The following is a 14,641-nucleotide window of genomic DNA, read 5'->3' on the forward strand; positions in this document are numbered from 1 at the left end:
CAGCGCCTGCGCCTCGATGGGGTCGCCCAGCGTGGTGCCGGTGCCGTGGGCCTCCACCACGTCGACGTCGCCCGGTTCCAGACCGGCGTCGGCCAGGGCCCTGCGGATGACCCTCGACTGGGAGGGGCCGTTGGGCGCGGTGAGGCCGTTGGAGGCCCCGTCCTGGTTGACCGCGCCGCCCCGGATGAGCGCCAGGACGCGGTGGCCGTTGCGGCGGGCGTCGGACAGGCGTTCCAGGACGACCATGCCCACGCCCTCGGCGAAGCCGGCTCCGTCGGCGCCCGCTCCGAACGCCTTGCACCGGCCGTCCGGCGCCAGCCCCCTGAGGTGGGTGAACTCCGTGAGCGGCCCCGGGGAGGACATGACCGTCGCCCCGCCCGCCAGCGCGAGCGAGCACTCCCCCGCGCGCAGGGCCCCCACGGCCAGGTGCACGGCCACGAGCGACGAGGAGCAGGCGGTGTCCAGCGTGATCGCGGGACCGGTGAGCCCCAGGGTGTAGGACAGGCGGCCGGAGGCGACGCTGAGCGCCGTCCCGGTCATCGCCAACCCGTCCTCCGGCGCGTCGGACAGCCGGGGGCCGTACTCGGGGGTGAGCGTGCCGACGTAGACACCGGTGTCCGACCCCGCGAGCGAGGACGGCGCGATCCCGGAGCGCTCCAGGGACTCCCACGTCACCTCCAGCAGCAGGCGCTGCTGCGGGTCCATGGCCTCGGCCTCGCGGGGGGAGATACCGAAGAGGCCGGGGTCGAAGTCGCCCGGGGCGTGGAGGAAGGAGCCCCGGGACATCGCGGAGCGGGGCTCACCTCCTCCCTCGCCGAGGAGTGACGGGAGGTCCCAGCCGCGGTCGTCGGGCAGCGGCCCCACGGTCTCGCGGCCGTCCGCGAGCAGGTCCCACAGGTCCTCGGGCGAGTCGACGCCACCGGGCATGCGGCAGCCCATCCCCACCACGGCGATCGGCTCCCGGGACGCGGCGGAGGCGGCCTGGCCGAGCTCCTCCTTGAGTCGGGCGTTCTCCTTCAGCGCGGACCTGAGCGCCGCGACCAGTCGTTGGTCATCGGTAGTCATCTGCCGTCTCCTGTCCACTGGGGGATGTGTGGGCCTCGCCCTGGAGCGCGAGGTTCACGAGGTCCTCGATCCCCATCGCGTCGATGCTGCTGTCCTGGGCCCCGGCGTCGTCGGCGGGTGTGTCGGTGTCGGTGGACCGTTCCGGGGAGTCCTCCGATCGGTCGGGGACCAGCAGGTCCGTCAGCAGGTGCGCGAGTGCGCGCGGGGTCGGGTGGTCGAAGACGGCGGTGGCCGGAACGCGGACGCCGGTCTCGGCGCTGAGCCGGTTGCGCAGCTCCAACCCGGTGAGCGAGTCCAGGCCCAGGTCGTTGAAGGGGCGGTCGGGGTCCACCCGGGAGGGACCGGCGTCGGGGCCGTGGCCCAGGACCACGGCGGTGTGCGTGCGGACCTCGGTGAGCAGGGCGCGGTCCAGGTCGGTCCCGGACAGCGCGGTGAACCGCTCCGCCGCGCCGTTCGTCCGTACTCCGCCTTCCGGGGCGCCCGGGGTCCCCGGGGTACCCGGCGCGGTCGCCCCCGCCAGCCCCCGCAGGACGCCGGTGCCGGTGTCGGCGGCGTCGAACAGGGCGGGAACGCCGTTGGCCATGTCCCACAGCAGGGCGGTGTCCAGGTGTTTGAGGGCCTCCCCGGCGGGCATCGGGAGCAGGCCGCCCCGGCTGAGGACACCGAGGTCGGTCCCGTCCAGGTGGCCGGTCATACCGCTGGCACCGGCCCACAGGCCCCACGCCAGCGAGGTGGCGGGAAGTCCCCGTTCGCGGCGGTGGTGGGCCAGGACGTCGCAGAACGCGTTGGCCGCGGCGTAGTTGGCCTGCCCCGCGTTACCCAGGATCGCGGCGACCGAGGAGAACAGCACGAACGCTCCCAGGTCCGCCTCCGAGGTCAGCTCGTGCAGGTTCCACGCGGCGTCGACCTTGGGCCGCAGCACCCTGTCGATCCGCTCCTCGGTGAGCGAGGTGACGGTGGCGTCGTCGAGCACACCGGCGGTGTGCACGACCGCGCCGAGGGGTCGGTCCGCGGGGATCGCGTCGATGACCTCCGCCAGGGCGTTCCTGTCGGCGGCGTCGCAGGCGACCACCTCCACCCGGGCGCCGAGGGCCTCCAGCTCGGCGGTGCGCGCGTCCTGGCCCTCCGTGTCCGGGCCGCGCCGACTGGTGAGCAGCAGGTGGCGCACCCCGTAGCCGGTGACCAGGTGGCGTGCAGTCCGGTGTCCCAGGGTGCCCGTGCCGCCCGTGATCAGCGTCGTGCCCTCCTGGGGGAAGGGCGCCGGAACGGTCAGGACGAGTTTGCCGACGTTCTCGCCGCGCTGGAGGGACCGGAGGGCGGTCCCGGCCTCGCGGAGGTCGTGGACGGTGGTCGGCGGGGGTGTGAGGACACCTGCGGCGAACAGCTCCATGACGCGCCCCAGCATCTGGCCGATCCGCTCGGGGTCCACGTCCGTCAGCTTGAACGCCTCGTATCCGCGTCCGGGGAAGGACGAGGCGATCTCGTCCTCGGAGCGGACGTCGGTCAGCCCCATCTCCACGAGGCGGCCGCCTGGACCGTCGCCGTCCTGGGGTGAGCGCAGCAGCCGCAGGGAGGCGTCCACGAACTCGCCGCTGAGCGAGTTGAGGACCACGTCCATCCCGCGCCCGCCGTTGGCCTCGCGCAGGCGGTGCTCGAACTCCAGGTCGCGGGAGGAGGACAGCCGTTCCTCGTCGAGCCCGTACTCGGCCAACCCGGCCCACTTGTGCGGACTCGCCGTACCGAACACGCGCGCGCCCATGTACTGGGCGAGCTGGACGGCCGCCGTTCCCACGCCGCCCGCGGCCGCGTGCACCAGGACGCTCTCCCCCGGACGCACCGCGGCCAGGTCCACCAGGCCGTAGTAGGCGGTCAGGAAGACGACGGGCACGGCAGCGGCCTGTTCGAAGGACCAGTCATCCGGGATTCGGACGAGCTTGCGGCCGTCGGCGACCGCGATCGGCCCGAACGCGCCGCCGAACATGCCCGCCACCCGGTCGCCCGAGGCCAGGTCCGTCACCTCGGCACCGGTCTCCAGGACGATCCCGGAGCCCTCGAAACCGATCTCACCGCCCCCGTCCGCGAGGTCGAGCGCGACCACCACGTCCTTGAAGTTCACCCCGGCGGCGCGGACGGCGACGCGGACCTCGCGGGGTCCGAGTTCCCTCCCGGCCTCCGGCGCGGGCAGCATCTCCAGGTTCTCCAGGGAGCCGGGGCTGCGAGTGTCCAGCCGCCACGGCACCCCGGGTGGCGTGAACTCCTGATCGTCCCCCGCCTCGGTCAGGCGGGGCACCAGGACCCTGCCCGAGCGCAGCGCCACCTGCGGTTCGTCGAGCTCGACGGCCGCGGTCAGCACGCGGTGGGAGTCCTCCGACCCGTCGGAGTCCACGAGCACGAGACGACCGGGGTGCTCCCGCTGCGCGGCGCGCAGCAGGCCCCACGCCGGGGCCGCCGCCAGTCCGGAGAGCTTGCTCCCCGCGTCGGTGGGCACGGCCTGCCAGGTCATCACGACCAGCCGGGCGTGCGCGAACCGTTCGTCGGTCAGCCAGGCGCGGACGGCGTCCAACGCCGCGTCGAGTCCCGCGCGGACCGCCTCCGGGAGCGGGGTCTCCTCCGCGTAGACCGCGGTGGCGGGCAGTTCGGTGTAGACCGTCGGCGGCACGGGGGTGTCCGGGCCGAGGGAGGCGAGGTCGGGCAGGTCGGTGGGAAGGTCCTGGGCGAAGTCGGGGACCTGCGCCTCCTCCCACACGAGCTCGTACAGCCCGGGCAGCTCCCCGGGGTTCCGTTCGGGCAGGGCCTCCCCGTCCAGGGGCCGCAGCACCAGCTCGTCCACGGAAACGACGGGGGCGCCGTGCTCGTCCGTGGCCAGGATCCGGTGGCGGCCGGTCCCCAGTTCGGTGATCCGCGCCCGCAGGGTCCGGGGCGCCCCGCCGTCGCCGGAGGGCGTGACGCGCACGCCCGTCCAGGCGAAGGGCACCAGGAGCTGGCGACGGTCCGCGCCGTGCGCGAGCGCCGCGTGCAGTACGGCGTCCAGCAGGGCCGGGTGGGGGCCGTGGAAGGAGCCGTCGGCGGGCGTCCCCTCGGGGAGCCCGACCTCCGCCAGGAGCTCCCCGTCGCGCCGCCAGACCGAGCGCAGTCCCCGGAAGGCCGGGCCGTAGGTGTAGCCGCGCGCGTCCAACAGGGCGTAGTCGGCCGCCGTGTCGACGGGTTCGGCGTCCTCGGGAGGCCAGGGCGGTGCCTCCTCCCCCGGGGCGGGGACGTCCGGGGCACCGGGTTCGAGGGTTCCCGACGCGTGTCGGGTCCACGCCGCGCCGTCGTCGCCCTCGGGCCGGGAGTGGAGGTGCACCTCACGGCGGCCGTCGCCGTCGGGGGGAGCCACGCTGACCTGGAGCAGCACACCCCGGTCACCGGTCAGTACCAGTGGTGCCTCCAGGACCAGGTCGCCCACCGTCGTCCCCTCACCGCGTGCGGCGGCGCGGGTGACCAGCTCCACCATGGCGGTCCCGGGAAGGACGACCCGGCCCAGCAGGCCGTGATCGCGTACCCACGGGTGGTCGGCCGCGCTGATCCGGCCGCTGAACACGGTCCGCCCGTCGGCGAGGGCCAGCCCCTCGTTGAGCAGCGGTTCGGCTGCGGGCTCGGGGGCGGGGGCGTGGGACACCGACTCCACCCAGTGGCGGCGGCGCTGGAAGGGGATCTCGGGGACGACGACGGGGGCGCCCTCGTCCGCCACACCTTCCAGGACCACGTGCGCGTTCGTGCCGCTGATCCCGAAGGAGGAGACCGCCGCGCGGCGGGGGGGGCCGGNGGAGCAGCCGTACGCCGCCGTCCGACCAGTCCACCCGGTCCGTGGGCTCCTCCGCGTGCAGCGTCCTGGGCAGCCACCCGTTGCGCAGCGCCTCCACGGTCTTGATCACCCCGGCCACGCCGGCGGCGGCCTGGGCGTGGCCGATGTTGGACTTGAGCGAGCCCAGCCGCAGCTCCTCGTCCTCCCGGCGCGCCTGCCCGTAGACCGAGATCAGCGCCCGTGCCTCGATCGGGTCGCCCAGCCGGGTCCCGGTGCCGTGCGCCTCGACCATGTCCACCTGCTGCGGGGTGAGCCGCGCCGACTCCAGGGTCTGCCGGATCACCCGTTCCTGGGCCTCGCGGTTGGGCGCGGTCAGGCCGTTGCTCGCGCCGTCGGAGTTGACCGCGCTCCCCTTCACCAGCGCCAGCACGGGCCGACCCGCGCGGCGGGCCTGGGAGGCGCGCTCCAGCAGGAGGACGCCCGCGCCCTCCGACCATGCGGTCCCGTCCGCCCCGGCGCCGAAGGCACGGCAGCGCCCGTCCGGCGACAGGCCGCGCTGGGCCGAGAACTCCAGGAACATGCCGGGGTTGGCCATCACCGTGGCGCCGCCCGCCAGCGCCATCGCGCACTCACCGCGCCGGATGGCGCCCACGGCCTGGTGCAGCGCCACCAGGGATGACGAGCAGGCGGTGTCGATGGTCAGCGCGGGGCCGCGCAGGCCGAACACGTAGGCGATCCGCCCCGAGGCCACGCTCAGGGTGCTGCCGGTCAGCCGGTAACCNGTCGGCGAGGCGGGGCCCGTAGTCGGTGGGCATGGCGCCCACGAACACCCCGACCTGCTGGTCCCGCATGTCCGCCGGGTCCAGTCCGGCCCGGTGGAAGACCTCCCAGGACGTCTCCAGCAGCAGTCGCTGCTGGGGGTCCATCGCGTCGGCCTCACGGGGGCTGATCCCGAAGAAGTCGGCGTCGAACATGTCGGCGTCGTACAGGAACCCGCCCGAGCGCGTGTACGTGCGACCCGGGGTCCCGGGCTCGGGGTCGTAGAGGCCGTCCAGGTCCCAGCCCCGGTTGTCGGGGAAGGCGCCGATCGCGTCGACGCCGTCCGCGACCAGCCGCCACAGCTTCTCGGGCGAGTCGACACCGCCCGGGAGGCGGCACGCCATCGCGGTGATGGCGATCGGATCGTCCTCGGGGACCGGTGCCGTGGCGGCGGGAACCGCCGGGGCGACGGGTGCGGGAACGGCGGCCGGAGCGGACGGTGGCGCGGCGTCCCCGGGCGCCTCCCCGCCCAGCTCCCCGATGAGGAACTCCGCGAGCGCGGAGGGGGTGGGCAGGTCGAACAGGACGGTGTCCTCCAGGTGGACGCCGGTCTCCTCCTCCACCAGGTCCGCGAGTTCGAGCAGCATGATCGAGTCGAAGCCCAGGTCGCGGAAGGCCCTCCGCTCGTCGGCCTCGGGCAGGGAGTCCTGTTCCAGGACCCGGGCGCTCAGGGAGGAGACCAGTTCCCGGATGCCGCTCCCCGCCGCGGTGGTCGGCGCGTCCGCGGGGGACGCGGACACGGGGACGGGTGCGGGTGGGGCGACCGGCCCGGTCTCGGGCCAGAAGCGCGTGCGCTGGAACGCGTACGTCGGCAGGTCGATCCGGCGTGCGTTCGTGTGTCGGAACAGGGCGCCCCAGTCCACCCCCACCCCGGCGGTGAACGCCTGGGCCGCCGCCGTGAGCAGCTGTGCCTGGTCGCCCCGGTCGCGGTGGAGCGTCTCCAGGACCGTGCCCCTGGTTCCGGACTCCTCCAGCGTGCGCTCGATCCCGAAGGACAGCACGGGGTGCGGGCCGACCTCGACGAAGGTCGTGTGCCCTGCGGCGACGGCCGCCTCCGTCGCCTCGGCGAAGCGCACCGTACTGCTCAGGTTCCGGTACCAGTACCCGGCGTCCAGGAGCGCGTCGTCCTCACCCAGCCGCCCTCCGGTCAGTGTCGAGAAGAACGGCACCCGTGGAGCGTGCGGCCTGATCCCGGCCAACCGGTCGAGGAGCACTCCGTGGATGCGTTCGACGTGCGCGGAGTGGGAAGCGTAGTCCACGTCGATCAGAGCGCCGTGGACCCCGTTGTCGAGGCAGTGCTCCACGGCGCGGCGCACCGCCTCGACGCCGCCGGAGACCACCACCGAGTCCGGGCCGTTGACGGCCGCCAGGTACAGGTCCTCCGTGCCCGCGAGGTACTCCTCCGCCCTCGTCCGGGTCAGGCCGAGCGAGGCCATGCTCCCGGACCCCGCCAGGGCGGTCAGCGCCTGGCTGCGCAACGCCACCACCCGGGCGGCGTCCTCCAGGGACAGCGCCCCCGCCACGCACGCGGCGGCTATCTCGCCCTGGGAGTGGCCGATCACGGCGGCGGGCCGCACGCCCAGCTCGGACCACACTCCGGCCAGGGAGACCATCACGGCCCACAGGACCGGCTGGACCACGTCCACGCGGGCGCCGGGCCCGGTGAAGGGGAGCGCCCCGGGTTCGCCCCGCAGCACCTGGACCAGTGACCAGTCCACGTGGGGGTCCAGGGCCCGCTCGCACTCCAGCAACCGCTTGGTGAACACCTGGGCCAGGGGCCCCGACCCGTCCAGGAGGTCACGGGCCATGCCCGCCCACTGGCCACCCTGGCCGGGGAAGACCAGGACCGGTTCGGCCCGCTCGCGGCCGTCCTCGGGCGCGGTCGAGGGGCGTACCGACTCCAGCTCCCGGGCGCCGCTGCCACCGGACGCGAGGATCACCGCGCGGTGCTCGAACACCGTGCGGGTGGTGGCCAGGGACAGTCCCACGTCCTCCGCGCGCAGCCCCGGACGCGCGGAGACGAAGGTGTGCAGGGACGCGGCCTGCGCGCGCAGCGCCGCCGCCGAGCGTGCGGAGAGCACCCAGGGCACGGGGTCGAGCTCCCCCTCGGCCACGGTGGGCTCGGTCTTCTCGGCGGGTTGGGGAGGCGGCGGGCCGAGCACCAGGTGGCAGTTGGTCCCGCCCATCCCGAAGGAGGAGACGCCCGCCAGCGGGGTGTCCGCGGGCCAGGGTTCGCGCCTGGTCTGCGGGGACAGCCGCAACCGCTCCAGGTCGATGTCGGGGTTGGGCTGCTCGAAGTTGCGGGTCGGCGGAAGCTGTCCGTGGGAGAGGCTCAGCACCGCCTTGACGAGTCCGGCGACGCCCGCCGCGCCCTCCAGGTGTCCGATGTTGGACTTGACCGACCCCACCCGCAGGGGCTCCTCGCGCCCGGACGCGAACACCGTGCCCAGCGCCGCGGCCTCGACCGGGTCACCGGCGGGGGTACCCGTGCCGTGCAGCTCGACGTAGCCCACCTGCGCCGGGTTGGCGCCCGCCTGACGGTAGGCGGTCCACAGGACCTCCTCCTGGCCCTCGACGTCGGGACGCGCGAGGTAGGACGTCCGCCCCGAGTTGTTCACGGCGCCGCCGCGCAGGACCGCGTGGATCCGGTCGCCGTCGGCCAGCGCGCGGTCCAGGGGCTTGAGCACGACCACGGCCCCGCCCTCGCCCCGCACGTAGCCGTTGGCGCGGGCGTCGAAGGTGTAGCAGTGGGCGTCCGGTGAGAGGCCGCCGAACCTGGCGACGTTCTCGGTGCTCTCCGGGGTGAGGATGAGGTTGACCCCGCCCGCGAGCGCGAGTCCGCACTCGCCCCGGCGCAGGCTCTCCATGGCCACGTACACGCTGACCAGGGACGAGGACTGGCCGCTGTCCACGGTCATGCTGGGACCGGACAGCCCCAGGGTGTAGGAGACCCGGTTGGCGATCATGCCGCGCTGGGTGCCGGTCAGCGTGTGGTGGGTGATGGCGCCCTGACCACCGCGCTGCTGAACGGTGGTGTAGTCGGAGGCGATCGCACCGGTGAACACCCCCGTGTCGGAGCCGTTCAGGCGTTCCGGGGAGGTGCGGGCGTTCTCCAGGGCCTCCCAGCTGAGCTCGAGCATGATCCGCTGCTGGGGGTCCATGGCCATGGCCTCACGCGGCGACACGCCGAAGAAGGAGGCGTCGAAGTCCTCGGCCCGGTCCAGGTAGCCGCCCCAGCGCTGGTCGCGCTCGGGAGAGGCCGCGCCCAGGCGCTCGGGGGGCGCCGTGATGGATTCACGGCCCTCGCAGAGCAGTCTCCAGAAGGCGTCGGGAGTCGAAGCTCCGGGGAGCCGACAGGACACCCCCACCACGGCGACGGGAGCACCGACCTCCCCCTGACCGCCGTACGCATGGTCACCGCTCAACGCGTTCCCTCCGCCTCACGCTCTCGTCGTACGTGCACGGCCGCTTCTGCGGTGCGCATGGTCGCGGTCGGCGTGCACGTCCCGTGCAGTTGCACAGGCTGAATCGCTTTTTCGCAGGTCAGAACGGATTCTTCGAAGACCGGACGCGCCTTTCCACCAGGGACGCACAAACCCCGTGCCCCGAGCGGGGCCCGGGGAAAGGAGTACACACGGGGATACATGGAACACCCTTCATGGCTGACGCGGGCCTTCTTCCGGAAGGTGGTCCGGCACCGCGGGCACCTGACACGCCAACACCGTCGTCACATAAACCCCACTCGTGACGATAAGGCGCGTACAGGTACCAACACGAAGGATCGTAACCGCTGCTCAGGATTCGTGACAACGCACTGCTGATTTTCGGTCATGACATTTAACTATTCGGTCAGCGGCTTAATCTGGAGGACGAAAAACCGCCTCCTAACAGCGAGAAGCCCGATGTCCCTGGGACATCGGGCGATCGGGCGACGGATCCGTGATCAGTTCGCGTGCCGCGCGCGGACCTCGGTGAGATACTGCATAGCCAGGTCGGGGTCGAGGAGCCAGGTGCCGAAGTCCGGGGGGTTGTCCCATCCCTGGATCCACCGGTCCCCCACCTCGGGAAAGGTGTTGGCCCCGTTGATCAGCTCGTAGAAGTGCGGCGGCAGATCACCGGCTTCCCACATCGTGGAATTCATCTCCGACCAGAGCTGGTTGTGCAGACCGAACTCCCAGAAGCGGTCGAACGTCCTCACCAGGAAGTCCTCGTCGAACGGCTGGTCGCCGTGCTCCATGATGCTCTCCAGGTACGCCTTGGCGCAACGCGTGGAGTTGTTCCAGCTCTGGCCCACGTACGGATCCATCGTGACGACGACGTCCGCCATGCCCAGGACGCGCCCGCCGGAGGGCAGCACGCCCACGGGGTTGCGGACCTGGGGTGTCAGGCCCTCGACCAGGGTGCTGTTCCTGCCGTTGACCAGGACGGCGTCCTTGGCGCGTTCGAAGTACTCCGGAGCGTACTGGCGGAGGAGGTCCTTCATGCGGCGCAGCTGCTCCTCGGGCCCCGGACGGTCGGGCCACGCGTCCATGGGGCCGCCGAGCTTGTCCACCATGACCAGCGCGTGGCAGGGGCCGTCCTGCGTGAGGATCGGCATGAAGATGATGTTGCCCGCCTCGGCCGCCGACGCGGCCCAGCCGACGTTCTCGTCGCCGTGCTCGTCCGGCCAGACGTCGTACATGTACGCCTGGGCGATCGATCGCGGCCGGGCTCCGCTGAACCTGCTCTCGTCGTAGTCGAAGAGCTGCCCGAGTTCCCCGTGTCCGACGGCCACGATGATGAGGTCGAACATGCGGGAGAAGTAGTCCAGGTCGGTGACGGTGACCCCGTGGATGACGACCTTGCCGCCGCGGTCCTCGAAGTACTCCAACCAGTCGGCCATCTTCACACGCCGGTCGACCGAGACCATGTAGTCGTTGTCCTTGCCCGTCCTTCCCTTGAAGGACACGGTCGGCTGGCCCTTGCCCGGGTACAGGTGCACCCGCTGCTCTCTGATCTGCGGGGACAGGGCGCTCCAGAGATCGAGGTCGTGCTGCCGCTCGTAGTTCAACGCCGTGGGAAGCGTGAACTGCGAGATGGACGGTTTCCCGTTCCGGATCTCCAGCGAGGACTGCCCCGTGATCACCGTGACGTCGTATCCATGGGTCAGGAGACCGTGAGCCAGGTGCAGGCCCGCGTGGCCCGCGTGGCCCGCGCCGACGATAAGGATCTTGCGCATTGTCGCTAACTTTCCTGGGGAATCTGCGGGGCGTTGGGGAGGACGGCCGTGTTCCGGCGGACCGTTGGGAGGGGATCCGCCGGTGGACGCCGGAGCGCCCGGAGAACACCTCCCGGCTCTCCCCGTCCGTCAGGCGACCGGCTCGCTGGCGCGGTTGTGTTCCAGCGCGTACCTGAGCAGCGTCTTGAGCACCTCACCCCCGGACAGCCGGTTGCGGGCGTCGAAGTCGATGATCGGTACCTCAGGACTGACCTCCAGAGCCTCGCGGACCTGTTCGGAGGTGTAGTCGAGTCGGCCCTCGAACCTGTTCAACGCCACGATGTAGGGGATGCGTTTGTTCGTCTCGAAGTAGTCGACGGCGTCGAAGGAGTCCGCGAGCCTGCGGCAGTCGACCACGACGACGGCACCGACCGCGCCCCGGACCAGATCGTCCCACATGAACCAGAAACGCGCCTGGCCCGGTGTACCGAACATGTACATGACCAGTTCGTCGTCGATGGTGATGCGACCGAAGTCCATCGCGACGGTGGTGGTCGTCTTGTCGGGTGTGATCGAGGTGTCGTCATGACCGATGCTTGCCTCGGTCATGATCGCCTCGGTCGTGACCGGCGGAATCTCCGACACCGAGCGCACCAAGGTCGTCTTGCCGGCACCGAAGCCGCCGGCGATGACGATCTTGCTCGACATCTTCTTGCGATTGGACCGCTTGTCACTGGAAAAGTCGTTCGAGACCACGAAGAGCCCTCTCCAGAACCTGGTTTTCCGATGGACTGCTGCCGGTGATGGTCGGGTGGATGTACACCAGGTCCTGTTCAGCCAGGTCACTGACCAGGACCTGGGTGACGCCCAGGGGGATGTTCAGCTCGGCCGACACCTCGGCGAGCGACCGGGTCTCCCGGCACAGCTTGTAGATACTGATCGACTCCGGCATGAGGGTGCCAGGAGGCTCCTGCCCGGGCTCGGACGTCGAGACCAGGGTCTGCACCATCAGCGGATGCCGCGACCGTGTCCGCCCACCCGTGAAGGTGAACGGGCGGACACGGTTACTCCTTCGCCTGCGGAAGCTCATAGCCGAGGCAACCTCTCCTCCCGAACGGTTACGGGCACCGTCGTCAGTTCTGGATGACCTCGCGCAACTGAGAGCGCAGTTGCGGCGTGAGCACGTGGGCGACGTTCTCCACGAGCTTGGTCATCTGGAAGCCGACGATCTTGAGCTCGGTGCCCGGGGCCGTGAGGACCGCCATGCAGGAGCCGTCGCTGATCGCCATGATGAACAGGTGGCCGTGGTTGAAGCGGACGAGCAGCTGCTCGCACTCACCTCGCTGGAAGAGACCGGCACCGCCGACGGCCAGGCTGTGCAGGCCGCTGGCGATCGCCGCGAGCTGCTCGGCGTGCTCCTCGGGGAAGTCACTGGAGTGGGTCAGGACCAGGCCGTCGGAGGAGACCACGACGGCGTGCTCGACACCGCGCACGTCCCGGACGAACCGGTCGATGAGCCGGGAGAAGTTCTCAACACTGTCGTTCACGGATTCAGTCATGCTGTGCCTTACCTACCTGGGCCGAGGGTCGTGTTCGCTGGAGCTTGGGTGATGCGGGGGCGCATCGGGGGGGCGCCCGGACGCGGGGACGTCGGGACCGTCACTTCTTGTCGTCCTTGGACTCGTCGTCGCCCTCGCGCGCCTCGCGTTCCCCGTCGAAGAAGTCGCCGAGTTCGTCGCGGATCTGTTCGGCCCTGGCCTCGCCGGTCAGCTTGGGCGGGGTGTCCTCGCGGGCCTGGGGCGGGTTGTCGGACGACTGCTTGGGGTGCGGCATCATCCGCAGGGGCGACCCGTGCGGCGTGGCGCTGCGTCGGGGTAGCCCCGCGGAGGTGACCGTGGAGGTGCCGCCCTGGGGCGGGGGCGTCTTGGAGCTGCCGTTGACGGACGGCCGCGGAGTCGTCGGTGTCGCCGGTGCGACCGGAGCGGTCGGGACGCTCGACGGGACGGTCGACGTACGGCTCTGTCCGGGGGTGCGCGGAGTGGCCACGCGCAGCAGCTCCTTGGGGATGATCGCGTAGGCGCTCACCCCGCGGAAGGAACGGGATTCGAGCCTGGTCTCCAGCCCGTGTTTGCGGGCGATCCGGCTGGCGACGTACAGGCCCATGTGGCGGGGCACCTCGTCGTCTAGGACCGGATCGCCGGCCAGGCGTTCGTTGAGCTCGGCGAGCTGGGACTCGGGTATGCCCACTCCCTCGTCCTCGACGACGATCATGAGGCGGCCGTCGTTCATCTCCTGGGCGCTGATCACGACCTGGGAGTGCTCGGGCGAGTTGGCGGTGGCGTTGTCCAGCAGCTCGGCGAGCAGGTGGCTGATGTCGTCGGCCGCCATACCGGTGATGGAACTCTGGGGGATCTTGCCCAGCCGGACCCTGGGGTAGTCCTTGATCTCGGAGGTGGCGGCGCGGGCCACGTCGAGCAGGGGGACGATTTCGTCGTGGGCGTCGGACTCGCCGCCGTCATGTCCGGTGAGCACCAAGAAGTTTTCCCCGTTGCGCCGCATACGGGTCGCGAAGTTGTCGATCTGGAAGAGCTTGTCGAGCAGGTCGGGGTCCTTGGCGTCGGTCTCCAGGTCCTCGACCATCTCCAGCAGGGCGTCCACGAGCGACAGGTCGCGCATGGCCAGCCCCGCGAGGGCCTCGTTGAGCAGGTTGCCGCGGCCGTCCGAGGGCGCGGCCGGAGCCTCCTCGGCGGACGCGGTCCCGTCGGCGGCCGTGTCCGGGGCCTCGTCGGGCGTGAGGGACCCGGGGGCGGACTCGACGGGTTCCGCGGGTTCCGCGTCGGTCCCCTTCTCCGGTGACTCCCCCTCCCCCTTCTCCTCCGTCTCCTCCTCGGAGCCGGCCCGGGGCAGGGCCTTGCCGCCGCGCACGTCCCCGCGCTCGGAGGACTCGGCCTGGTCGGCGAAGAGCGTGCTGGCCGACTCGGCGCTGATCACCTGCGGCTGCTGTCCGGCGGCGAGCACGATGACGTGCTGCACGGGCTGCCCGTAGGGGTTGTACTGGCCCGGGTAGAAGAACGGCTGGCCCTGGAGGACGTAGCCGGGCGGCTGGAAGGGCGCCGGGTAGGCGCTCTGGTAGGTGACCAGGGGCTGGGGCGGGTACGGCGCCGGGTAGGACGCGGGCTGCGGGGGGTAGGCCGCGGGCTGGGCCTGCGGGTGGTGCGCGTAGCCGCCGTGCTGCGGCGGCGCGGGCGGGTACCCCTCGGGACGCGGCGCCTGGGGGGCCTGCGGCGGGTACGGATAGGGCTGGTGCTCCGGGGGGTGGGGCGGAACGCCGTACGGGGCGGGGGCCGACTGGTACGGAGCGCCGTGGGCGGCGTACGGGTCGTGGCCCGCCGGGGCGGCGCCCGGCTGCTGGGGGTACCCGTGCTGCCCCTGGACCTGCGGGTACGCGGAGTACGCGGGGTGCTCCCCGGTGGCCTGGTGGGGCTGGGGAGCGGGTCCGGCCCACGCCTGCGGCGGCTGCTGGTGGGCCTCGGCGCCCGCGCCGACCGGAGCCGGGTGGGCGGCGGGCTGCTGGGGCGCGGAGAACTGCTGGGGTCCGGGCTGCTGGGAGGCGGCCTGCGGGGCGTTCCCGCCGGGGTCGGCCCGGTGCACCGGCTCCTCCGGGCGCGGCGCCTGGGACTGCGGGGTGTCGGACCGGTGCTGTCCGGCCTGCTTGGGCTGCTCGGGCCGCTGCCGTCCCGGCTGCTCGGGCCGCTGTGCCTGCGGGGGCTCGGCTG

6 protein-coding genes and 1 pseudogene are annotated in these 14,641 nt (G+C 72.1%); all 7 read right to left on the reverse strand.

Annotated elements, in window-relative coordinates; translation table 11 throughout:
• Window positions 1-1,065: beta-ketoacyl synthase N-terminal-like domain-containing protein (locus D455_RS29525; RefSeq protein WP_017570018.1), on the reverse strand; the 1,065-nt coding region annotated here is incomplete at its 3' end.
• Window positions 1,052-9,039: pseudogene (locus D455_RS33690) on the reverse strand (SDR family NAD(P)-dependent oxidoreductase). The pseudogene D455_RS33690 and the gene D455_RS29525, both read right to left, overlap by 14 nt.
• Before the next feature lie 572 nt (window positions 9,040-9,611).
• Window positions 9,612-10,886 carry a styrene monooxygenase/indole monooxygenase family protein gene (locus D455_RS0106905; protein ID WP_017570021.1) on the reverse strand — a complete coding sequence of 425 codons (1,275 nt, stop codon included), beginning with the start codon at window positions 10,884-10,886 and terminating at the stop codon, window positions 9,612-9,614.
• A 129-nt stretch (window positions 10,887-11,015) separates the two neighbouring features.
• Window positions 11,016-11,573, reverse strand: a complete 558-nt coding sequence (locus tag D455_RS0106910; RefSeq protein WP_017570022.1) for a GTP-binding protein — start codon at window positions 11,571-11,573, stop codon at window positions 11,016-11,018.
• Between the two features lie 22 nt (window positions 11,574-11,595).
• The gene (locus D455_RS0106915) at window positions 11,596-11,955 is read right to left on the reverse strand and encodes a DUF742 domain-containing protein (RefSeq protein WP_013151545.1); all 360 of its coding nucleotides are present in this window, start codon (window positions 11,953-11,955) and stop codon (window positions 11,596-11,598) included.
• Window positions 11,956-11,998: 43 nt separating this feature from the next.
• The gene (locus D455_RS0106920; RefSeq protein ID WP_026122392.1) at window positions 11,999-12,424 is read right to left on the reverse strand and encodes a roadblock/LC7 domain-containing protein; all 426 of its coding nucleotides are present in this window, start codon (window positions 12,422-12,424) and stop codon (window positions 11,999-12,001) included.
• A 100-nt stretch (window positions 12,425-12,524) separates the two neighbouring features.
• The coding region (locus tag D455_RS0106925) for an ATP-binding protein (protein WP_026122393.1) at window positions 12,525-14,641 on the reverse strand (2,117 nt) is incomplete at its 5' end.

The organism is Nocardiopsis halotolerans DSM 44410 (assembly GCF_000341065.1).
Taxonomy (GTDB): Bacteria; Actinomycetota; Actinomycetes; order Streptosporangiales; family Streptosporangiaceae; genus Nocardiopsis; species Nocardiopsis halotolerans.

What these genes read in the sequence shown, in the direction of transcription:
- D455_RS0106905 (WP_017570021.1), bottom strand. Translation starts at nt 10,886, where the DNA reads ATGCGCAAGATCCTTATCGTCGGCGCGGGCCACGCGGGCCACGCGGGC.
- D455_RS0106920 (WP_026122392.1), bottom strand. Translation starts at nt 12,424, where the DNA reads ATGACTGAATCCGTGAACGACAGTGTTGAGAACTTCTCCCGGCTCATC.
- D455_RS0106915 (WP_013151545.1), bottom strand. Translation starts at nt 11,955, where the DNA reads ATGAGCTTCCGCAGGCGAAGGAGTAACCGTGTCCGCCCGTTCACCTTC.
- D455_RS0106910 (WP_017570022.1), bottom strand. Translation starts at nt 11,573, where the DNA reads ATGTCGAGCAAGATCGTCATCGCCGGCGGCTTCGGTGCCGGCAAGACG.